The organism is Microbacterium thalli (assembly GCF_028737325.1).
Lineage (GTDB): Bacteria > Actinomycetota > Actinomycetes > Actinomycetales > Microbacteriaceae > Microbacterium > Microbacterium thalli.
On record NZ_JAQZCH010000001.1, the window covers coordinates 319,095 to 339,101 of the forward strand.

The 20,007-nt window shown below is 71.5% G+C and carries 23 protein-coding genes; 12 read left to right on the forward strand and 11 right to left on the reverse strand.

Going from position 1 to position 20,007, the window contains the following annotated elements; all coding sequences use genetic code 11:
* The first annotated feature begins 15 nt into the window (after nt 1-15).
* Complete coding sequence (locus PUW82_RS01695; RefSeq protein WP_274220612.1) at nt 16-372, forward strand: hypothetical protein; 357 nt, start codon at nt 16-18, stop codon at nt 370-372.
* Nucleotides 373-376: 4 nt separating this feature from the next.
* Here PUW82_RS01695 and PUW82_RS01700 read toward each other — a convergent pair whose 3' ends face one another.
* Nucleotides 377-1,441, reverse strand: a complete 1,065-nt coding sequence (locus PUW82_RS01700; RefSeq protein WP_274220613.1) for a histidinol-phosphate transaminase — start codon at nt 1,439-1,441, stop codon at nt 377-379.
* 72 nt (nt 1,442-1,513) lie between these two features.
* Here PUW82_RS01700 and PUW82_RS01705 point away from each other — a divergent pair, with 72 nt between their 5' ends.
* A complete protein-coding gene (locus PUW82_RS01705) occupies nt 1,514-1,921 on the forward strand; it encodes a phage holin family protein (RefSeq protein ID WP_274220614.1) in 408 nt (135 codons plus the stop codon).
* An 11-nt stretch (nt 1,922-1,932) separates the two neighbouring features.
* On the opposite strand, the gene PUW82_RS01710 is transcribed toward PUW82_RS01705, so the two are convergent.
* Complete coding sequence (locus PUW82_RS01710; protein WP_274220615.1) at nt 1,933-3,252, reverse strand: alpha/beta hydrolase family protein; 1,320 nt, start codon at nt 3,250-3,252, stop codon at nt 1,933-1,935.
* On the reverse strand, nt 3,249-3,602 hold the full coding sequence (locus PUW82_RS01715) for a hypothetical protein (protein WP_274220616.1): 354 nt from the start codon (nt 3,600-3,602) through the stop codon (nt 3,249-3,251). Before PUW82_RS01715 ends, PUW82_RS01710 begins: the two co-directional genes overlap by 4 nt.
* Before the next feature lie 144 nt (nt 3,603-3,746).
* Between PUW82_RS01715 and PUW82_RS01720 the strand changes: the two genes are divergently transcribed.
* Nucleotides 3,747-4,223, forward strand: a complete 477-nt coding sequence (locus PUW82_RS01720; protein WP_274221726.1) for a low molecular weight protein-tyrosine-phosphatase — start codon at nt 3,747-3,749, stop codon at nt 4,221-4,223.
* Nucleotides 4,224-4,250: 27 nt separating this feature from the next.
* The gene (gene purB / locus PUW82_RS01725; protein ID WP_274220617.1) at nt 4,251-5,633 is read left to right on the forward strand and encodes an adenylosuccinate lyase; all 1,383 of its coding nucleotides are present in this window, start codon (nt 4,251-4,253) and stop codon (nt 5,631-5,633) included.
* 48 nt (nt 5,634-5,681) lie between these two features.
* On the opposite strand, the gene PUW82_RS01730 is transcribed toward purB, so the two are convergent.
* Together PUW82_RS01730 and PUW82_RS01735 are read right to left on the reverse strand one after the other, a co-directional pair.
* Entirely contained in the window at nt 5,682-6,014 is a 333-nt protein-coding gene (locus PUW82_RS01730; RefSeq protein WP_274220618.1) for an amino acid transporter, read from the reverse strand.
* Nucleotides 6,011-6,676, reverse strand: a complete 666-nt coding sequence (locus PUW82_RS01735; protein ID WP_274220619.1) for an acyl-CoA synthetase — start codon at nt 6,674-6,676, stop codon at nt 6,011-6,013. Before PUW82_RS01735 ends, PUW82_RS01730 begins: the two co-directional genes overlap by 4 nt.
* 117 nt (nt 6,677-6,793) lie before the next feature.
* On the opposite strand from PUW82_RS01735, the gene PUW82_RS01740 reads away from it, so the two are divergent.
* The 3 genes from PUW82_RS01740 (at nt 6,794) to PUW82_RS01750 (ending at nt 9,051) form a co-directional block, all read left to right on the forward strand.
* Nucleotides 6,794-7,717: an NADP-dependent oxidoreductase gene (locus PUW82_RS01740; protein WP_274220620.1), complete on the forward strand. Its 924-nt coding sequence runs from the start codon at nt 6,794-6,796 to the stop codon at nt 7,715-7,717.
* 107 nt (nt 7,718-7,824) lie between these two features.
* Nucleotides 7,825-8,526: a hypothetical protein gene (locus PUW82_RS01745; protein ID WP_274220621.1), complete on the forward strand. Its 702-nt coding sequence runs from the start codon at nt 7,825-7,827 to the stop codon at nt 8,524-8,526.
* Between the two features lie 78 nt (nt 8,527-8,604).
* Nucleotides 8,605-9,051 carry a GIY-YIG nuclease family protein gene (locus PUW82_RS01750; protein ID WP_274220622.1) on the forward strand — a complete coding sequence of 149 codons (447 nt, stop codon included), beginning with the start codon at nt 8,605-8,607 and terminating at the stop codon, nt 9,049-9,051.
* A 75-nt stretch (nt 9,052-9,126) separates the two neighbouring features.
* Here the strand turns inward: PUW82_RS01750 and PUW82_RS01755 are convergent, their stop codons facing one another.
* Both PUW82_RS01755 and PUW82_RS01760 read right to left on the reverse strand, forming a co-directional pair.
* On the reverse strand, nt 9,127-9,933 hold the full coding sequence (locus PUW82_RS01755; protein WP_274220623.1) for an alpha/beta fold hydrolase: 807 nt from the start codon (nt 9,931-9,933) through the stop codon (nt 9,127-9,129).
* Nucleotides 9,934-9,968: 35 nt separating this feature from the next.
* Nucleotides 9,969-10,304 carry a DUF3140 domain-containing protein gene (locus PUW82_RS01760; RefSeq protein WP_274220624.1) on the reverse strand — a complete coding sequence of 112 codons (336 nt, stop codon included), beginning with the start codon at nt 10,302-10,304 and terminating at the stop codon, nt 9,969-9,971.
* Nucleotides 10,305-10,747: 443 nt separating this feature from the next.
* Here PUW82_RS01760 and PUW82_RS01765 point away from each other — a divergent pair, with 443 nt between their 5' ends.
* Complete coding sequence (locus PUW82_RS01765; RefSeq protein WP_274220625.1) at nt 10,748-11,935, forward strand: HNH endonuclease; 1,188 nt, start codon at nt 10,748-10,750, stop codon at nt 11,933-11,935.
* Between the two features lie 176 nt (nt 11,936-12,111).
* Here the strand turns inward: PUW82_RS01765 and PUW82_RS01770 are convergent, their stop codons facing one another.
* Nucleotides 12,112-13,083: a bile acid:sodium symporter gene (locus tag PUW82_RS01770; protein WP_274220626.1), complete on the reverse strand. Its 972-nt coding sequence runs from the start codon at nt 13,081-13,083 to the stop codon at nt 12,112-12,114.
* A gap of 153 nt (nt 13,084-13,236) precedes the next feature.
* Nucleotides 13,237-14,586, reverse strand: coding sequence for an APC family permease (locus tag PUW82_RS01775; protein WP_274220627.1), 1,350 nt, complete (start codon nt 14,584-14,586; stop codon nt 13,237-13,239).
* Nucleotides 14,587-14,700: 114 nt separating this feature from the next.
* Here PUW82_RS01775 and PUW82_RS01780 point away from each other — a divergent pair, with 114 nt between their 5' ends.
* Nucleotides 14,701-15,474 (forward strand): EI24 domain-containing protein, encoded by a 774-nt coding sequence (locus PUW82_RS01780; protein WP_274220628.1) that lies wholly within the window; start codon nt 14,701-14,703, stop codon nt 15,472-15,474.
* Here PUW82_RS01780 and PUW82_RS01785 read toward each other — a convergent pair whose 3' ends face one another.
* Nucleotides 15,475-16,761 (reverse strand): dicarboxylate/amino acid:cation symporter, encoded by a 1,287-nt coding sequence (locus PUW82_RS01785; protein ID WP_274220629.1) that lies wholly within the window; start codon nt 16,759-16,761, stop codon nt 15,475-15,477.
* A 174-nt stretch (nt 16,762-16,935) separates the two neighbouring features.
* Here PUW82_RS01785 and PUW82_RS01790 point away from each other — a divergent pair, with 174 nt between their 5' ends.
* The 3 genes from PUW82_RS01790 to PUW82_RS01800 all read left to right on the forward strand — a co-directional run bounded on the left by PUW82_RS01790 (nt 16,936) and on the right by PUW82_RS01800 (nt 19,602).
* On the forward strand, nt 16,936-17,679 hold the full coding sequence (locus PUW82_RS01790; RefSeq protein WP_274220630.1) for a FadR/GntR family transcriptional regulator: 744 nt from the start codon (nt 16,936-16,938) through the stop codon (nt 17,677-17,679).
* A gap of 103 nt (nt 17,680-17,782) precedes the next feature.
* Nucleotides 17,783-18,502 carry a YoaK family protein gene (locus PUW82_RS01795; protein WP_274220631.1) on the forward strand — a complete coding sequence of 240 codons (720 nt, stop codon included), beginning with the start codon at nt 17,783-17,785 and terminating at the stop codon, nt 18,500-18,502.
* Nucleotides 18,499-19,602, forward strand: a complete 1,104-nt coding sequence (locus PUW82_RS01800; RefSeq protein ID WP_274220632.1) for an acetamidase/formamidase family protein — start codon at nt 18,499-18,501, stop codon at nt 19,600-19,602. The genes PUW82_RS01795 and PUW82_RS01800 overlap by 4 nt, the downstream gene beginning before the upstream one ends.
* Here PUW82_RS01800 and PUW82_RS01805 read toward each other — a convergent pair.
* The gene (locus PUW82_RS01805) at nt 19,599-19,985 is read right to left on the reverse strand and encodes a DUF2256 and DUF3253 domain-containing protein (RefSeq protein ID WP_274220633.1); all 387 of its coding nucleotides are present in this window, start codon (nt 19,983-19,985) and stop codon (nt 19,599-19,601) included. The genes PUW82_RS01800 and PUW82_RS01805 overlap by 4 nt on opposite strands.
* Nucleotides 19,986-20,007: the final 22 nt, after the last annotated feature.

The following is a 20,007-nucleotide window of genomic DNA, read 5'->3' on the forward strand; positions in this document are numbered from 1 at the left end:
GAAAGAGGAACCGCCATGTCCGAGACCATCCGCCCCACCGCCCGCGGTGCCGCTGCACCGCGCCGCGCCCCGATGTCCGCCTTCATCTCCGCCTGGGCGGTGCCGATCCTCGTCCTCGGCGAGTTCGCGCTGCTGGCCGCGGTGCCCGTCGTCGTCCTGATCGTCGCGACGCTGCGCGACCCGCGGATGCGCTCCATGCGCTGGTGGATCGCCGCGCTCGCGATCGCATACGCGACGCCGCTCGCCGTCTGGCTGCTGCGCCCCGGCGGCGCCGAGAGCCTGTCGAAGGACATGTCGCCGCTCGCGATCGGCGTCGTCGTGGCCGTGTCGATCGCCGTCATCGCCAAGCTGCACACCCGGCGGCCCCGATGAACCGTCAGCGCAGCGCGGATGCCGCCGCGGCGACGATCCGCTCGACCGACTCCTCTTCGCCGATCGAGATGCGGACGCCGTCGCCGGCGAAGGCGCGGACGATCAGCCCCGCCGCGTCGAAGGCCTCGGCGATCTCGAGCGCCCGCTCGCCCGCGGGCAGCCAGACGAAGTTGCCCTGCGCGACGGGGACGTCCCAGCCCGCCTCGCGCAGCCGGTCGGCGAGCGCATCGCGACGCGCGGCGATGTGGCGGACGCGGTCGAGAAGCTCGTCCTCGGCGTCGAGGCTCGCGAGCGCCGCCTCTTCGGCCTGGGCAGTGACCGACAGCGGGATGCCGGTGCTGCGGGCCGCGTCGAGGATGCGGTGGTCTCCGATCGCGTATCCGACGCGCAGTCCAGCCAGACCGTACGCCTTCGAGAACGTGCGCAGGATGACGACGTTGGCGTGGCCCGCGGCGAGCACGGCGGCGCCGGTGACGGCATCCGGATCGGTCACGAACTCGGCGTACGCCTCGTCGAGCACGATCAGCACGTCGCGCGGCACCCGGGCGACGAACGCGTCGAACGCGGCCTGCGACACCACCGGCCCCGTCGGGTTGTTCGGGCTGCAGACGATGATCATGCGCGTGCGGTCGGTGACGGCATCCGCCATCGCGTCGAGGTCGTGACCGGACTCGGCGGTCAGCGGCACCATCACGGCGGTCGCCCCCGCCACGGCGGCGAGGCCCGGGTAGGCCTCGAACGAGCGCCAGGCAAACATGATCTCGTCGCCGGGTCCGCTCGTCGCCGACGCGAGCTGGTAGAGGATCGACACCGAGCCGGCTGCGACGTGCACACCGTCGGGGGCGACCGCGTACCGGTCGGCGAGGCGGGCACGCAGCCGCGCTGCCGAGGCGTCGGGGTAGCGGTTGAAGGTCGTCGCCGCGCGCACGGCCTCGACCACGCCGGGCAGCGGATCGAACGGGTTCTCATTGCTCGACAGCTTGAAGGCGTCGGCAGCGGCCTGGCGGCCCTGGCGGTAGGCGGGCAGCGCCGCGATCTCGGGTCGGATGCGCACGGGCAGGTCGGTCACCCTGCGAGTCTACGGAGGACGTCGTTTCGGACGCATGACGTACGCGGCCTCGCGTGGGAGACTGACGGCATCATGAGCCTGTTCATCCGCCTGATCGTCAACGCGTTCGCGATCTGGATCGTGACGCTCATCCCGGCCCTGCAGGTCGAGGTGGTCCCCTTCGCCCCCGGCGACGACCTGCAGCTGGTGCTCACGCTGCTGCTCATCGCGTTGATCTTCGGACTCGTGAACGCCCTCGTCGGCACCGTGCTGAAGCTGCTGGCTTTTCCGCTCTACATCCTGACCCTCGGCCTCATCTCGTTCATCATCAACGGCTTCCTGCTGTGGCTCACCGGCTGGGTGACCTCGGGCTGGGACTGGGGTCTGCGCATCGGCGGCTTCTGGCTCGCCGTTCTCGCCGCGATCGTCATCGCCCTCATCAACTGGGTCGCCGGCATCCTGTTCCGCCCGCGCCGCGATCGCGAGCGCGACCGCCGCTGACCCGCCCGCGCTCATTCCGGCCGTCGCACCTCATACGTGGTGACGACGGCGGGAGCGTCGCCCGCGAACTCGGACAGCAGCTCGTGCAATGCGCTCACCCGCGGGTCGTCGGACCCGTCGACGAGCGCGGCGGTCTCGCCGTAGGCATCCATCGCGTGCGCGCCGAGCGCGAGGTCGCCGATGCCCGCGCCGGGGTCGGCGACCCGCTCGGCGACGAAGCTCGCCGGACCGCCCACCGCGACCGGATGGCCCCCGGCCTGCAGAGCGGGGATCGGATCGTCGGTGTGGCGTACGGTGACCTCGGTCGTATGTGCCGGGGCCGCGACCTGCACCGGTGAGCCGAAGGTGACGTTGCCCACCACGGTGAAGGGGCTGTCGGTCGCCAACCGCGAGGTGATCGCGCCTCCCTGCGAGTGGCCGATGGCCAGCACCTCGTCGCCGGGGCGAGCGCCGGCGTCGCGGAGCGCGGCGATCACGGCGTCGTAGGACGCCGAGCGTGCGCCGCTGTAGAGCTGCACGTTCGAGGTCATGTCGAGCGGTTCCGAGCCGCCGAAGCCGAGGGGCGAACGCGTGCCCGCGACGAATACGGCGAAGTGGTTGCCTCCGCCTGGTTGCGGGTACCGCTCGACCCGCAGCTGATCGTCGCCGCGCGGCATCCGCTCGGCCAGAGTCGCTAGGGTCCGCGGCCCGGATGCCGCCGCGGCGGCGTGGGGCGCGATGCTGACGGGCACCGGTGCGCCCGACAGGCGATCGGAGCGCGGCACGCTCCCCCGGCCCAGGGCGGCGATCACCGTCAGCGCGAGACCGCTCGCCGCCACCACGACGCCGCCCCCCGCGCCGAGCGGCGTCGCGGCCAGGCCGATCTGACTGTGCAGCGGACCGTGACGGGTGAGCGGCCAGGCCGCCAGCAGCAGGTCGGCCTCGGCAGCGGCATCCGGCATCCGCGAGCGCGCTTCGGCGAGCCGTCGCGTCATCAGCGGCAGCGATCGCTGGTCATCGGCGAGCGTCGCCGCACGCGCCGCGGCCTCGAGCTCGACGATCTCGTAGACGTCGGCCGCTCCGTCGAGGGCTCGCGCCAGCTCCTCCGCCTCGGCTCGCGTCTCGTCGAGGACGCCATCCACCGCACGCGCCAGCCCGACTGCGAGGTCAACGGCGCTCCAGGCGCTCGCGGCGTGGGCGGTGAGCCCGACGACAACCCGGTCGACCTCGCCGCGGACGACCTCGCACGCGGCCGCGAGCCCGCCGAGATCGGATGCCGCTGCCCGCAGCTCGGCGGTGTCGACCGCCACCACGCCGCCGTCACGGATGTCCACCGCACCGCCGTCGCTCACGGGGTGCCCCGCACCGCGGCCTCACGCGCCTGGACGTATCGCAGCTCGTCATCGACCGCGTCGATGCGCCGAGCGGCGTCGTCGAGTCGCTCGAGCCAGCGCCGCAGCCGCTCCCGGTAGTCGTCGGCGGCGCGGGCCGACCACGCGGTGCGCTGCTGGAGGGAGCCGCCGCGTCGGCGCACGGTGACGAGGTCGTCCCGCGCACGCCCCAATCGCTCGCGCGCGACGGCGAGGGCCTGCATCACCGCCACGTCGGCCGCGGGATGCGCGGAGCCACCCGGGACGCCGGTGTGGACGGCATCCGGGGAATCGTGTCGATGGGAGCGTTCGAGGGAGGAATGCGGCCGCATGACCCCAGGCTGGCGCCCGCGCGGTCCGGTTGGAGTGGCCCGGCGCCCGGTCGGGGACAACCGGCGCGCAAGCTGCGCCTGTGCAGGACGGGCTCCATCCTCCAGAATGGGACGGTGACCCGACGCGACGACCCCTTCCGCGTCATGTTCGTCTGCACCGGCAACATCTGCCGCTCACCCATGGCTGATGTCGTCTTCCGCTGGTTCGTCGACCAGGCGGGCCTGTCGGACCGCATCGTCTCGGCGAGCGCGGGAACCGGCGACTGGCACGTCGGCGAGCCCGCCGACACGCGCACCCTGGCCGCGCTCGAACGTCGCGGCTACGACGGCGGGCGGCACCGCGCGCGACGGTTCACGTTGGCCGACTTCGACCGCTCCGACCTGGTCGTCGCGCTCGACCGGTCGCACGAGCGGGTGCTGTCGAACTGGGCCCGCACGACCGCCGACACCGACAAGCTGGGTCTGCTGATGACGTACGACCCGCACGCGGGCGGCGACCTCGACGTGCCCGACCCGTACTACGGCGACGCCGGGATGTTCGACGAGGTGCTCGCTATGATCGAGGACGCGAGCCGGGCGCTCTTCCGGCAGCTCGAACCCGCCATCCGCACCACGTCCTGAGCGCCCGTTTTCACCGATCGGAGCCTCGTGACCTCTCTGCCCCCGCAGCCCCTCAGCCCCCTCGACGGACGCTACGCCGCCACGGTCGGCTCGCTCGCCGACTACCTGTCCGAGGCCGGCCTCAACCGCGCCCGCGTCGAGGTGGAGGTCGAGTGGATCATCGCGCTGACCGACCGCTCGCTCTTCGGCAGCGCCCCGCTGTCGGACGAGCAGAAGACGCAGCTGCGCGGCCTGTACCGCGAATTCGGGCAGGCGGAGATCGACTGGCTCGGGGCGAAGGAAGCCGTCACGCGTCACGACGTGAAGGCCGTCGAGTACCTCGTGCGCGACCGACTGTCGGCCCTCGGCCTCGACGCGATCGCCGAGCTGACCCACTTCGCCTGCACGAGCGAGGACATCAACTCGGCTTCGTACGCCCTAACGGTCAAGCGTGCCGTCGAGAACGTCTGGCTGCCCAAGCTGCACGCCGTGACCGCTGCCCTCGGCGAGCTCGCGCGCCAGCACCGCGACGCCCCGATGCTCTCGCGCACGCACGGCCAGCCCGCGACCCCGTCGACCATGGGCAAAGAGATCGCCGTGTTCGCCTGGCGCCTCGCGCGCGTGACGAAGCAGATCGAGGGCGGCGAGTACCTCGCGAAGTTCTCCGGCGCGACCGGCACCTGGTCGGCCCACCTGGCCGCGGAACCGGATGTCGACTGGCCCGAGCTCTCGCGCACCTTCATCGAGGGGCTGGGGATCGACTTCAACGTGCTGACGACGCAGATCGAGTCGCACGACTGGCAGGTCGAGCTCTACGACCGGGTGCGTCACGCCGGCGGCATCCTGCACAACCTCGCGACCGACGTCTGGACCTACATCTCGCTCGGGTTCTTCGCCCAGATCCCCGTCGCCGGCGCGACCGGGTCGTCGACGATGCCGCACAAGATCAACCCGATCCGCTTCGAGAACGCCGAGGCCAACCTCGAGATCTCGGGCGGACTGTTCGCGACCCTCGCCTCGACGCTCGTCACGAGCCGGATGCAGCGCGACCTGACCGACTCGACGACGCAGCGCAACATCGGCGTCGCGTTCGGTCACTCACTGCTGGCCCTCGACAACCTGCAGCGCGGCCTGACGGAGATCTCGCTCTCGCGCGACGTGCTGCTGGCCGACCTCGACGCCAACTGGGAGGTGCTCGCCGAGGCGATCCAGACGGTCGTGCGCGCCGAGATCGCCGCGGGTCGCTCGCGCATCACCGACCCCTACGCGCTGCTGAAGGATCTCACGCGCGGTCGCCGCGTCGGCGCTCCCGAGCTCGCCGAGTTCGTGCGCGGCCTCGACATCGGCGACGCCGCGAAGGAGCGCCTGCTCGCCCTGACCCCCGCGACCTACGCCGGGCTGGCCGACGACCTGGTGTCCCGCCTGGGCTGACGCCGCCTGAGGCTGCCTGACAGCGAGAACGCCGCCGCGCGGACGGGCTCAGTGCTGCGGGCGCGAGGGGCCGGTCGCCGGGTCGTCGGGCGTCTCGGACTCCTCGGGGTACAGCACGGGGCGGTCGACGCTCTTGTTCACCTGAGCGGGATCGACCGCGAGCATCAGCAGCGCGATGATCAGCAGCGTCGCGATGAAGGCGACGCCGGCGACGATGAGGGCCACGACGACGGCGCGGGCGGCATCCTCTTGCGGGATCGACTGGAACGCCCCCATCGACACGAGCGTGATGACGCCCGAGAAGACGGCGGCCGCGAAGGCGAGCCCGACGAGCTGGACGGGGCGCATGAGTTCGCGGCGGGTGGGGTGTTCGCCGCTCACGATGCGACCTCCGGGTTCGACGGGGTGGACGGTGCGGATGCCGCCGGCGACGCGGCGACGGTCGAGGCGTGCTCATCGCGACGCGGCGAGAACCCGGCGATGCCGAGGAACACGGCGACGATCGCGGCGTAACCGCCGAAGAGGCCGACGCCGATCGTGATGCCGGTCAGGGTGAACGCGCCCCCCGCCTCGGCGATGAAGTACTCGAGGCTGTACGCCGGGTTGACCAGCAGCAGTCCCGCGACGAGCGCGAGGGTGACCGCACCGATGAGGATCTCGTCGCGAGCGGCGGGCTGGGTGCGGCGACCGCGGATGCCCGACACAAGCTCGACGGCGCCGCTCACCGCGGCCCAGCCGATCACCACCGCGAAGAAGCCGACGGGCGTGCGGAGCACCGGGATGCCGCCGAGGATCGCGGCCACCAGCGTGATCGCCCCGAGGGCGATCGGCACCGCGCGGCGGCCCGCGGGGTGCACGAGCCAGGCGCTGACCAGGAAGATGACCGCGGTTGCGGTCGCGTATCCGCTGAAGACCGACATCCCGACGGCGGCCGAGTGATCGGGCGAGAACGTGATCATCACCGCGGCGACGGCGGCGAACAGGGCGCGCGCGAGCTGGACATGCCGCACTTCGAAGGTGCGGACGGCGGATGCTGCGGACACGGCGGAACTCTCGCTGATCAGAACGGGATCACCCGATTCTACGCGTCCGGCTCGGCGTGCCGGCCGTTCGGGTCGCCCCGGGGAATCCTCCGGGGCGGGACGACGTTGCCGACCGGTATGAAGGCACTGACGTATTCCGAGTTCGGCGGCAACGACCGCTTCGAGATCACCGAACGAGACATGCCCCACATCGGACCCGACACGCTCGTGGTGCGAGTGGTCGCAGCCGGGCTGAACCCGGTCGACTACAAGGTCCGCGAGGGCTACCTGCAGGGACTGATCGACACGCACCTGCCCGCCGTCCCCGGCTGGGATGTCGCGGGTGTCGTCGAGAAGACCGGACTCGACACCCCGGAGTTCCAGGTCGGCGACGAGATCCTCGCCTACGCACGGGCCGACCTCGTCAGCGGGGGCTCGGTCGCCGAGTACATGGCGGTTCCGGTGCGCACCGCCACCCGCAAGCCCGAGAACCTCGGCTTCACCGAAGCGGCGGCGATCCCGCTGACCGGCCTCACCGCACTTCAGTCGATCGAACGGTCGGGGGTCGGCGAGGGCGCCACGGTCCTCATCCACGGCGCGGCCGGCGGTGTGGGCTCGTTCGGCATCCAGCTCGCTCGCCTGCGCGGCGCGCGCGTCATCGGAACCGCCTCGGAGCGCAACCACGACTACCTCCGCGAGCTCGGCGCCGAGCCCGTGACCTACGGCGACGGCCTCGCGGAGCGGGTCCGCGCGCTCGCGCCCGAAGGCGTCGACGTCGTGCTCGACTTCGCCGGCGGCGGTTCCCTCGACTCGACCGCCGAGGTCCTGCGCGAGGGCGGGGTCGTGACGTCGATCGCCGACCCGCGGGCGGCATCCGAGTTCGGCGGCAACTACATCTGGGTGCGCCCGAACGTCGCTCAGCTCGCGGAGCTCGCGCAGCTCGCCGCCGACGGCTCGTTGCGGGTCGAGGTCGCCGAGACCTTCCCGCTCGACGACGCCGCCGCCGCATACGCGCGTCTCGAAGAGGGCCACACGCGCGGCAAGATCGTCGTCACGGTCTGATGCCTCTTCTCCGCGGGCGACGTCGGCCGACGGGCTGGCGTCACCCGCGGGCGCGGCGCCGCGGTCGGACCCTGGCGCTGCCGGCGGGCGGCTGGTATCCAGGATCCATGGCCCCCACCCCAGCGCCGCCTCAGCCGCGGGAGGTGAGCTCACCGCAGCAGCGCCGCCGGCGCAAGGACGTCACCCTGACCGTCGTGACCATCGCGGTCGTGGTGGTGATCTGCGCCGCGGCCGGCTTCGCGGCCTGGGCCATGGCGAACTCCTGGTGGACCGAGACCGATCCGGCACCGTCGGCCGATCAGCAGCTCGACGACGGACAGTCGCGGTTCGACCGGGCCGGCGTCGATTTCTTCACGCGGCAGGGCGTCGCGACCGTCCATCTCGACGGTGACACCGCCGCGACCGACCTCGGGCTCGACCCGGACGGCGAGCACCCGATCGAGCCGCTCGTGCCGATCGAGCTGAACGTCGCCGGGTCGACCGGCACGTTCTCGTTCGGCGGGGTGGACGATTTCGCGCTCGCCACCGCGGCCGGCCGCGTGACCCGTGTCGACGTGGAGCCCGCCGCGAGCGGTTCCTGGCGGACGATCACAGCAGAGCTGCGGAATCGCGGCGCCGCGTGGGGATGGTCCGAGGACGAGATCGCGGCGCTCGAGTCCGAGCTGGGCGACGCCAGCCGGTCGGCTCCCGGTGAGGCTCACACCGCGGCGCTTCCGACCGTCACGGTCGACGGGATCGATGTCGAGGCGATCGTGACGATGGATGCCGACGGCGGAGCGGTGACCCTCCGCTACATGCTGTCTCGCTGAGCCGGCCCGCGGGGAGGCCATCCGTCGCGGGCGGACATGGTGATGACGGATGTCGCAGGCAGCGGTCATGCTGGCGGGGTGCCCACCCTCGTCGGAGCGATGCCGTTCCCGTGCCGCGTCTGCGGCGCGCGCGAGGGCGAGCGCTCGGCGGCATCCGCGTCGTGGTGCTGCGTCCGGTGCGGGTGGCGGCTCGGCGACGCCCCCGATGCCGACCTGCCGCGGCCGGTCGTCGCGGTGGTCTACTACCTGCGGTACGACGCCCGCGTGAAGATCGGCACCAGCACGCGGCCGAAGCAACGGCTCGCTGCCATCCGTCACGACGAGCTGCTGGCGTTCGAGCGGGGAGGCCGAGCGGTCGAACAGGCTCGGCATCGCGAGTTCGGCGCCCTTCGCGAGGGCGGCGAGTGGTTCACTCTCACCGGCGAGCTCGAGACGCACATCGATGGCCTGCGCGCAGCGGCATCCGATCCGTGGGCCGCCTACGACCGATGGATGGGCGACGCGCTGCGCGCGGCATCCTCGTGAGGCGGGCTGGTGGGACGGGGCTCGCTGAGACGGGGCTCGGTGGGACGGGGCTCGCTGGGACGGGGCTCGCTGAGCTCAGGCCTCGGTGAGGAACTCGATCGCCGTCTGCCGGAACACCCGCGAGCCGGGAGCGTTGAAGTGGTGGCGATCCGGGATCTCGACGAAGCGGCCCTGCGGTGTCGCCGCAGCGAGTGCCTTCGAGCCTTCGATGATCCCGTCGAGCGAGCCCGTCGCGAAGAGCACCGGCTGGCCCGGTGCGTGCTCGGGGTCGGGGTCAACGGTGCCCGACGCGCGCATCCCGCCGGCGATCGCAAGCAGGGCGCGCAGGTCGTTGCCGGGGACCCGTTCGGTGAGGCGCACGTAGTTCTGCGTCACCGGGTCGGTGACCGGCGTGCCGTCCTCGACGAGGGCGCGCACCTGGTCGATGTCGAGCCGAGCGAGCGGGATGCCGTCGGGCACGCCGCCGAGCACACCGCGGGTGATGCGCGACGAGAAGTCCTGCAGCACCTCCCAGCCGACGCGGGCGCCGAGCGAATAGCCGACGTAGGCGGCGGTGTCGACGAGGTAGGTGTCGAGCACCGCTTCGACGTCCGAGGCGAGCTGGTGCAGGTCGTAGTCCTGGGGGCGATGCGGCTTGTCGCTCGCGCCGTGCCCGCGCTGATCCAGTCCGAGCACACGGAACCCCTCGCGCTGCAGATCTCGGACCCACCCCGTCGAGACCCAGTTGTCCTTCGTGTTCGAGGCGAAGCCGTGCACCAGTACGACCGTCGGACGATCGTCCTCACCCCATGAATAGGTTGCGATGCGGTGTCCGTCTTCGCCCACCAGGACGTAGCGGGGGTCGGGCAGCTCGGTCAGGCCGGAGGCGGCGGGAATGCTCACCCCACCATTCTCCCGCCGGTCCGGCGCACCGACGGTCATCCCTTCGCGGGGTCGTGGCCCCAGTTCATCAGCGAGTAGCGCCACGGCGTCTCGGTGATGTCACCCGACGGGCGCTGCGCGAGGTGCCGGCGCACGTATCCGACGACCTTGCGCATGTGCTGCACATCGGACTCCGTCAGGTCGTCCTTCTTCGTGCGCAGCAGGTCGACGATGCGTCGGCCCGACTGGTGACCCGTCGATTCGCCGCCCCCGTCCTTCTGCCCCACGCTGTGGGATTCGTCGCTGTCGAGCCACTTCTCCAGCTCGGCGGGCGCCATGTTCACGACATCGCGGAACTCGTGGCGGGTCTGGTCGTCGTCTTCCTCGCTCATGCTGAGATCGTGCCGCGGTGATGGTTCGCGCGCACCCGCTTGACAGGCAACGGTGGAGAAGAATTCGCGAGCCGGTTCTGGGGAGGAGCACTCCCCTGCGTCCGCCGTGTTTCCTGCACATCGGCGGCGGGCGACGAGTTCTCCACGAAGACCCCCGGCGACGGTCCGGATGTCGGTGGTCCGCGCCATCATGGACATATGGCAACGACGAGCGGTGGCGACGGGGTGGGGTTGAGTCCTCATGCCGGTGCGCTCGGTGCGTTCGCCGAGGCATTGGATGCTGCGCACGCGGGGGATGTCGCGCTCGTTCGGGCATTGGCTGAGGTCGGGCGGTCGGCGTTGCGCGTCGCACACGTCGGTGGGGTGCGGGGCATGGCGTCCGACATGGAGTTGCGGTCCGTCGCTGCAGGGCCGCGGGACTCGCGGGCCGGTCGGATCGGCGGTTGCAGCACGACATGGACCACGCGATGACGATCGTCGACGACTACCCGGCGGTGTTCGCGGCCTGGGCGACCCGGCGGATCACCCGGGATCACGTAGAGGTGATCGTGAAGGCCGGGACGGTGGTGCCGGCGGAGGTTCGACCCGCGTTCGAGGAAGCGGCGATCGACATCTGCCAGCGGGACATTGCGGTGCGCGTACGCGAGCCGCTGAGAGCGTTGGCGGAGCGGATGCACCCGCGCGAGTTCACCCAGCGGCACCGGGACGCCGCCGCCAGCCGGTGTGTGCGGATGCTCCCCGGGGCGGACGGGATGTCGGACCTGATCGCGACCCTGCCCACCGTGATCGCCGCAGGGATGCTCGACCGGCTCACGCAGATGGGCCAGTCCGTGAAGGACGCCCAAGCAGCGGGAACGGATGCCGCGGGGGCGGGAGCGACCGCGCGGGCGGATGCTGCGACGGGTGCGGGTGCGGGTGCAGCGGGGGTGGCGTTCGGCGACGCAGCCGCAACCGGGGCCGCTACCGAGGGGCCCGACACCCGCACGATGGATCAGCTCCGCGCCGACGCGCTTGCTGACCTCGTCCTGTCCGGCGCTCCGGCGGTGGATCCGACGTACGGCACCGACGCGCCAGGCCCCCTGGGAGCGATCCGCGCGCGGGTGCAGGTCGTCGTCACCGCGAACACCCTCACCGGAACCGACCATGGGCCCGCCGAAGCCGTCGGCACCGGACTCATCGACGCCGACACCGCCCGCGAACTCGCCGGGCAGACCTCATCGTGGGACCGGCTGTTCATCGACCCGATCACCCGCACCCCGGTCGAAACCGACACCTACCGGCCCACGGCATCCATGCGACGGCTGCTCCAAGCTCGCGACCAGCACTGCCGGTTCCCGGGATGCCGTCGCGCTGCGATCCGCTGCGAACTCGATCACACGATCGACCACGCGTTGGGTGGGCACACCCACATCTACAACCTCGCCCACCTCTGCCAACGACACCACTCGATGAAGCAATTCACCAACTGGAACGTCACACAACTCGGAGGCGGGGTCCTCGAATGGACCTCACCGAGCGGCCGGACCTACCGCGAAGACGTACCCATCCCCGCCGTCTGCTTCACACCCGAACCCGACCCACCGCCGGGCGCGGGAATGGGCGACCCGTTCGACGAACCGCCACCCTTCTGACTCCTCGTCTTCGATCTCCGTCTCCGTCTCGGTCTGGATTTCGGGCTCGGTCTCGGTTTCGGTCTCGGGCAGAGTGAGGTGCGCGTGTTCGCACGTCGGCGCAGACAGCTTCTCCGGGGCCGCTTCGACCTGTCGCGAGCGCCGCAAGCGCCGCGAGCGCCGCGAGCGCCCCCGCGCTATCGCCGCTGGGTACCGCGAACCACACGCGGCACGACGGCGACGAGCAGCGGCATGGCGATCAGCTCCACCAGGGTCTGCGTCACCACGATCAGGGGAACGAGCCCGAACCGTTCCGGCAGCGCGAGCGCGAGCGGCAGCACGACGAGCGAGTTCCGGGTCACCCCGCTGAACACGATCGTCCGCCGGGACGGGACATCCAGCCTCGCGAAGCGGGCGGCCACCGCTCCCACGACCGCCGCGATCGGGACGAACGCGACGAACACCGGCACCACGGCCACGAGCTCGCGCGCCGCCGACCCCACCGCCGCGATCTGCGAAGCCACGACCAGCCCGAGCGTGAGCATCATGACGGGCACCATCGCCACGGGCGCCCCGGCCGCGAACCGTTCCGCGGCGCGCATGCGGCGGGCGAGCGCCTGCACGACGACCGCGAGCCCGAGCGGCAGCACGATGAGGAACACGAACGCCTCCGCGAACGGAACCGGGTCGACCGCCGCGATGCCAGCGCCTCCGACCATCAGCCCGAGGTACACCGGTAGCAATGCCAGCTGAAGCACCATCAGCACCGGCGTCACAGCGAGCAGCCGCTCACGCGCTCCCCCGGCCAGTCCCGCGAAGACGATCACGTAATCCACGCAGGGGGTGAGCAGCACGAGCAGCACCCCGACCACGAGCACGTCGTCGTGCGCGACCCAGCGCGACAGCCCGAAGACGACGACGGGAACCAGGACGAAATTGACCACGAGCACGACGCCCAGAAACCGCATGTCGCGCCCCGCCGCACGCACCGCCGCGAACGGCACCCCGAGGAACGTGAGGAACAGCAACACCCCGAGCACCGGGGTGGCGGCCGGTGCCAGCACCGGGCCCACCCGAGGCACCGCGAGACCGACGACGGCCCCGACGGCGAGCGCCAGCAGGAACAGCGCCACTTGATGGCGCTCCACCGCGCTCGCCAGAGTCCGCATCATGCCAGGATGCCGCACGGCAGGCTCGGCGCCCACGACGTCGAACTGCCCGGCGGCGCTCCGTTCGACTCTCGCGCCCTGACGGCCGGCACACGACACAGCCGCCGGCCCGGTCATCCCGGGGCTCGGCGGCTGTGTCGTCGACTCGTCCGATCAGTCCGTGAACGACGCCTTCGACCGCTCCGAGCGACGCCGGCCGGCGCGGGCGATGAAGAACAGGACCGTGCCGACGACGATGTATCCGGCCGTCGCCAGCCACACCGGCCCGGTCTGCTGGGTCAGCAGCACGACGCTGGCTATGATCGCCAGCACCGGCACCACGCGCGGCACCGAGAAGTGCTTGTGCTCGACCTTGTCCTTCTTCAGCACGAGCACGCTCACGTTCGCCGAGAGGAAGACCAGCAGCAGCAAGAGCACCGTAGTCTCGGCGAGCGTGCCGATGTCGCCGAGCACGGTCAGCACGATGGTCGCACCGGCGACCACGAGGATCGACACCCACGGGGTGCGGCGGCGCGGCAGCACGTGACCGAACGCCCGGGGCAGCAGCCCCGCCTCGGCCAGGCCGTAGCCGACGCGGCTCGCCATCACCATGAACAGCAGCGCACCGTTGGCGATCGCGACGAGCGCGATCAGGCTGAACAGCCACGTCGGCACGGGGAAGCCACTCGCGGTGACGACCTCGAGCAGCGGTCCGGTCGAGGTCGCGAGCTCGGTCGGCGGCACGACGATGACGGCGCCGATCGCGATCAGCAGATAGATGACCGCGGCGGTGATGATCGCGCCGAACAGGGCGCGCGGGTACGACCGTGACGGGTTCTTCACCTCTTCGGCCATGTTCGCGGCCGCCTCGAACCCGAGGAACGAGAAGAACGCGACGATCGACGCAGCGAAAGCACCCTGCAGCGGCGGCACGTCGGGCGCGAACTCGAAGATGCGCGCGGGCTCACCGCCGCCACTGCCCAGCACCATCGCGGCGAGCACGATGACGATGACCAGACCGGTCACCTCGATGATCGACGCCACGAGGTTCGCGCCGAGCGACTCGCGAACGCCCCGCAGGTTGATGAGCGTCAACAGCAGGATGAAGACGATCGCGGTCGGAATCGGCGGGATGTCGAACAACGCCGACAGGTAGTCGCCCGCGAACGCGTTCGCGAGGGCGGCCGCCGTCGTGATGCCCGACGCCATCATCAGGAAGCCGACGAGGAACGACAGGAACGGGATGCCGAACGCCTTGTCGACGTAGCGGGCCGCACCGCCGGCGTGCGGGTACTTCGTGATCAGCTCCGCGTAGGTACCGGCCGTCAGCAGCGCCACGACGAGCGCGATCAGCAGCGGCAGCCAGATGACACCGCCGACATCGTTGGCCATCGTCCCGACGAGCGTGTAGATGCCGGCGCCGAGGGTGTCACCGACGATGAAGGCGAAGAGAAGGGGCGTGCCGATGGCACGCTTCAGTCCGGGCCGCTCATCGGCGGGCGGCGCACTGGTCTCATGGGTCATCGGATCACTCCAACCAAATAGTGGCGATATCGACAACCCCTGGCGTTCGCACGCATTCTGTGGTTGGCGCGGTCTTGATGGTAGCCCCGGCGCCGAGAAGGGCAGGATGAACTCATGCCCGACACCGCTGCCCCGATCGCCGCACGCGGCGGCATCCGCTCGTTCCTCACGGGCGTCGGCGACCTCGGGCGCGGGTTCGCGTTCTGGTCGCGTCGACCCGGCGCCATGGCGCTGGGCCTCGTCCCCGCGGCCATCGTCGGCGTCGTCCTGATCGGCGGCCTCGTCGCCCTCAGCGCGTTCCTGCCCGACATCGTCGACACGATCACCCCGTTCGCGGACGGCTGGCCGAGCCTGTGGGCGTCGGTCGTCCGCATCGCTGCCGGCACGGCGCTGCTCGGCGGCGCGATCGTGCTGGTCGTCGTGTCGTTCACCGCTCTGACGCTGCTGGTCGGCGAGCCCTTCTACGACCGGATCTGGCGTGCGGTCGAGACCGACCTCGGCGGCCCCGTGCCCGACGGCGACAGCGGCTTCTGGCGCTCCGTCCGCGACGCGATCGCCCTCGTGGCCCGCGGCGTGCTGGCCGCGCTGCTGGCGGGCGTCGTCGGACTGGTGCCGATCGTCGGCGGCGTCCTCGGGTCGGTCACCGCGGTCACCCTCACCGGGTGGCTGCTCGCCGATGAGCTGACTTCGCGCGCCCTCGCAGCCCGCGGCATCCACGCCCCCGAGCGACGAGGCCTGCGGCGAACGCACCGCGCCCGCTACCTCGGCTTCGGCGTCGCCACGCAGCTCTGCTTCCTCGTCCCCCTGGGCGCCGTCGCCGCGATGCCGGCGGCGGTCGCGGGCTCGACCCGCCTCGTCCGCTCGATCCTCGCGTCGCGCGACCGCTGATCAGTCCGCGGCGTCGGCCGTCTCGAGCGCGGGGCGCTCGGCGGCGTCGGTGCGCGGCGTCCGGGCGTTGTAGACGTCGCGGTCCAGATCGTCACTCCCCTCGGCGACGAGCATCGCGACCAGGGTGTCGCCGTTGACGTTGAGGAACGTGCGGAAGATGCCCGCGAACCAGTCCACGGCGATGAGCAGTCCGAGCGCCTCGAAGGGCAGCCCGAGCGACGTCGCCAGGAACATGGCCACGACCGGGAACCCGCCGGGCACGGTGATGGTTCCCATGTTCACCAGCACCGCCAGCGCCATCCCGAGCACGACGGTGCCGGGGTCGAGGGCGACGCCACCCGCCTGCGCGAGGAACATGATGACGATCATGTAGTTCAGCACCGCGCCGTAGGAGCCCATGGTCAGGCCGACCGAGAGGGTGAAGTTCGCGACGCTGCGGCCGACGCCGACCTTCTCGATCGCCGTCTTCAGCACGGTGGGGTAGGTCACCGCCGAGCTGGTGGTGGTGATGGCGATCATCGTCTGCTGCGACAGCTTGCCGGGCAGCATCCCGATGTTCACCCGGGTGCGCATCCACACGACGAGCACGAACAGCACGAGCAGGATGACGACGCCGAGCAGCGTCGACGACAGGTACGCGAGCCCGCCGATGACGACGTCGAAGCCGATCGTGCCGGCGAGGTTCGCGAGCAGGCAGAAGACGCCGACGGGAGCGATGATCATCACGAAACGGATCATCGTCAGCACGACCTGCTGGATCTGCTCGAAGAAGTCCAGCACCACGCGGTTGCCGCTGGTCGTGACGTACACGTTGAGCGCGGCGCCGAACAGCAGCGAGAACACGATGATCGGCACCATGTTCGCGGTCGACATCGCATCGAAGATGTTCGTCGAGACGAAGTTGACGAGCGTCTGCTGCCACCCCGCCGATTCGGTCGCCGCCTCTTCGAGCGCGGGGTCGACACCGCCCGAGAAGTCGATGCCGGCGCCTGGCTGCAGCACGACGCCGATGAGCCAGGCGACGACCGCGGCGACCGCCGAGAACGCGAGCATCCAACTGAAGGTGCGCGCCGCGAGCTTGCCCATGCCCGCACCGCTCAGCGCGCCGGTCGCCACGATCACCGACGACATGACGAGCGGCACGATCGCCATCTGGATGAGGCGGATGAAGATGTCACCGACGAACTTCAGGTTGCCGGCCCACTCGCCGACGATCAGTCCGAACACGATGCCGAGGATCGCCGCCAGGCCGATCTGCAGCGCGGGGTTCTTCAGTGCTCTCTTCACGGTGCTCCTCGTTCGAGCGCGAGCGCTCCGATCCGCTCGCGGTGGGCCTCACGCTAAGCGGCATCCCGTCGCCGCTTCGGAGAATTGGTAGGACCGTAACGCGCCTTTTACATCCGGGGGCCGCTCGTAACACGCTCGGAACAGCGGCGACGTCTCCGTGGAAGACTGGCCGTCGTGACCGATCCCGCCGGAGTGACCCTGGGGCCCCTCCCCCGCACGCACGCCCTCGTCGCCGATGACGTCGCGCGGCACCTCGAGCGGCTCATCGTCACGGGCGACCTGCCCGCGGGCGCCGCACTGCCGCCCGAGCGCACGCTCGCGCAGACGCTCGGCGTCTCGCGCAACGCGCTGCGCGAGGCGCTCACCCGCCTCGCCGGCATCGGCCTCATCGAACGCCGTCAGGGCAGCGGCAACCGCGTCAGTCGCACGATCCCCCTCGCCGCGACCCTCGCTGGCCGGATGCAGGACGTCGAGGCCGAGTTCCGCAACTCCGCCGAATTCCGCGCCGTCATCGAGCCTCAGCTCGTGCGCCTCGCCGCGACGCGCGTCGATGACGCCCAGCTCGACGCCCTGCGCACCCTCGTGAGCGACGCCGGCTCGAGCATCGCCGCCGGCGCCGCCGGCGCCGCCGAAGGCTCCGCCGGTCTGGATGTCGCCTTCCACACCGCCATCGCCCAGGCGACCGGCAACCCCCTGCTCGCTGCCCTCGGCGACCTGACCGCGTCGTGGACGGTCGAGGCCCGCGTGTTCTCGCACCTCGACGACGACGGCCGCCGCCTCTCGCACGCGGGCCATGCCCGCATCCTCGCCGCCCTCGTCGCGCGCGACCCCGACGCAGCCGAGTACGCGATGCGCATCCACCTCGCCGAGGTGCGCGAGGTCATCGAGCGCGCCCGACGCGACACCGCCGAAGACTGAGCGGGACACTTACTCACGCCGCGGTGGTCCGACCAATCGGGGCGCGTCCGCTACCCTCGGACTCGAATCGGCCGATCAGCGGCCGCGGACGAGAAGGTGGACTGTGGCCCGCAAACGCACACCCCGCGACGCCGAGTCGACCCAGCATGCGGTCGCTCTGTACACCCTGATGATCCTCACCTTCGTGACCGGTCTCGTCGACGCGGTCGGCTATCTCGCCCTCGACCGGGTGTTCGTCGGCAACATGACGGGGAACATCGTCATCCTCGGCATGGCTGTCGCCGGCGGCGACGACCTGCCGATCCTCGGCCCGGCGATCGCCCTCGCGGCCTTCACCGTCGCGGCGTTCGCGGCGGGGATGTTCCTGCGCACGCGCCGCAAGGAGTGGGGCGGCGCAGTGACGGGTCTGCTCACGGCCGGCGCGGTCGTGATCGCCGCGCTCGGCGTCATGTTCCTGATCCCGGATGCCGCCGACTCCGAGGCCGTCATCCTCACCGCCTCGACGCTGACGGCGGCGGCGATGGGCATGCAGGCCGCGGTGGCGCGCAGCCTCGCCGTGGCCGACATGACGACGGTCGTCGTGACCTCGACGCTCACCTCGCTCGCGAGCGAGTCGCTTGTCGACGGCGGCATCCGGGGGGTGTGGAACCGGCGGCTCGGCGCGATCGTGATCATCTTCCTCGGGGCTCTCGCGGGCGCGGCCCTCCTCGCGTTCGGTCCGGCCGTTCCGCTGCTGCTCGCGGCGCTGCTGACCGTCGTCGTCGTGGTGATCGGCCACCGGCGACTCTTCACGCCGGCGCGGCGCGAGCCGGTCGCCGCATGACGATCCTGCAGCCGGGTGTCGGCGAGACGCCCGGCGACCACTACCTGCCGGCGCGGCCCGACACCGTCATGTGGGGCCGGCTGCCCTGCGCCGCGGACGCCCCCGTGCTGACCATCCGGTCCGGGTCGTCCGTCACGATCGACACCGTCAGCCACGAGGGTGTGCTCGAGGACCAGGGCAAGGACCCTCGCGCCTACTTCGGCCGCCACGGAGTGGATCCCGGCGACGTGCTCGACGACGCCGTCGCGATCGCCGCGGCCCTCTCGCGCGACCCCGAGAACGACGGCCCCCACATCGTGACGGGTCCGGTCGCGGTCGAGGGCGCGCAGCCCGGCGACCTGCTGCGGATCACCGTCGAACGCCTCGTTCCCCGGGTGCCGTACGGCGTGATCTCGAACCGCCATGGCCGCGGCGCCCTCGTGGGCGTGCTGCCCCGCACGCCGCTCACCGTCAGCGTGTTCACCCCCGTCGAGGAACGGGCCGCGGGCCCGATGGGCACCCTGCCCGTGACCGACGACGGCGACCGCGTCGTCGCGTTCCCCCTCGCCCCCTTCCTCGGCACGATGGGCGTCGCCGTCGCCGGGAACGAGCGCCCGCACTCGGTGCCGCCGGGCGTCCACGGCGGAAACCTCGACATCAACCTCCTCACCGAGGGCGCTCGCCTCTACCTTCCGGTGCAGGTGCCCGGCGCTCTCGCCTACGTCGGCGACCCGCACTTCGCGCAGGGCGACGGCGAGGTCGCGCTCACCGCGCTCGAGGCGTCGCTGCGCGCGACGCTGCGATTCGACGTGATTCCCCGTGCGGAGGCGCTGCGCGAGTTCGGCGAGGTCGCGGGCCCCCTCGTGCGCACCGACGAGTTCCTCGTGCCGACGGGCCTCGACGTCGACCTCGGCGAGGCGATGCGCAAGTGCGTCCGCGCGGCGATCGACCTGATCAGCGCCCGATGGGGCATGGACGAGCACCTCGCCTACGCGTACCTCAGCGCCGCGACCGACTTCGACATCTCGCAGGTGGTCGACATCGTGTGCGGCATCCACGCGCGCATCCGCGAGTCCGACTTCGACGCCGTCGACCGCACCGGCGATCCCGCAGCAGGCTAGGCCTGCCGGCGCCGGATCCGGATCGGTCCCTTCGCGGTCGAGGGGTCGACGACCGCGCCCCGCTGCGTGATGTCGACCTCGCCGTCCGCGACGAGGCGCCGTGCCGCACGCCGCGCGGGCTCCATGAGGTCGCGCCACTCCTCGCCGCCGACCTTCCGCGCCGCCTCGGACGGGCAGATCGTCGCGGTCGCCGCGCGCGCGTCGAGCAGATCGAGGATCGCCTGCGTCAGCTGCGCATCGACGGGACGGATGCCGCGCCGCCGACAGGCATCCGAGCAGTACCGCACCTCGTCCCAGTTCTTCGCCCACTTCGCACGCCACTGCATCTCGCGCCCGCACGACGCGCAGGTCTTCGGCGGCGGGGTGGCGGCGGCACGGGACATGGTCCCAGTATCCGTCGCCCGC

What these genes read in the sequence shown, in the direction of transcription:
- PUW82_RS01695 (WP_274220612.1), top strand. Translation starts at nt 16, where the DNA reads ATGTCCGAGACCATCCGCCCCACCGCCCGCGGTGCCGCTGCACCGCGC.
- PUW82_RS01705 (WP_274220614.1), top strand. Translation starts at nt 1,514, where the DNA reads ATGAGCCTGTTCATCCGCCTGATCGTCAACGCGTTCGCGATCTGGATC.
- PUW82_RS01715 (WP_274220616.1), bottom strand. Translation starts at nt 3,602, where the DNA reads ATGCGGCCGCATTCCTCCCTCGAACGCTCCCATCGACACGATTCCCCG.
- PUW82_RS01720 (WP_274221726.1), top strand. Translation starts at nt 3,747, where the DNA reads ATGTTCGTCTGCACCGGCAACATCTGCCGCTCACCCATGGCTGATGTC.
- PUW82_RS01740 (WP_274220620.1), top strand. Translation starts at nt 6,794, where the DNA reads ATGAAGGCACTGACGTATTCCGAGTTCGGCGGCAACGACCGCTTCGAG.
- PUW82_RS01745 (WP_274220621.1), top strand. Translation starts at nt 7,825, where the DNA reads ATGGCCCCCACCCCAGCGCCGCCTCAGCCGCGGGAGGTGAGCTCACCG.
- PUW82_RS01760 (WP_274220624.1), bottom strand. Translation starts at nt 10,304, where the DNA reads ATGAGCGAGGAAGACGACGACCAGACCCGCCACGAGTTCCGCGATGTC.
- PUW82_RS01770 (WP_274220626.1), bottom strand. Translation starts at nt 13,083, where the DNA reads ATGCGGACTCTGGCGAGCGCGGTGGAGCGCCATCAAGTGGCGCTGTTC.
- PUW82_RS01775 (WP_274220627.1), bottom strand. Translation starts at nt 14,586, where the DNA reads ATGACCCATGAGACCAGTGCGCCGCCCGCCGATGAGCGGCCCGGACTG.
- PUW82_RS01780 (WP_274220628.1), top strand. Translation starts at nt 14,701, where the DNA reads ATGCCCGACACCGCTGCCCCGATCGCCGCACGCGGCGGCATCCGCTCG.
- PUW82_RS01800 (WP_274220632.1), top strand. Translation starts at nt 18,499, where the DNA reads ATGACGATCCTGCAGCCGGGTGTCGGCGAGACGCCCGGCGACCACTAC.
- PUW82_RS01805 (WP_274220633.1), bottom strand. Translation starts at nt 19,985, where the DNA reads ATGTCCCGTGCCGCCGCCACCCCGCCGCCGAAGACCTGCGCGTCGTGC.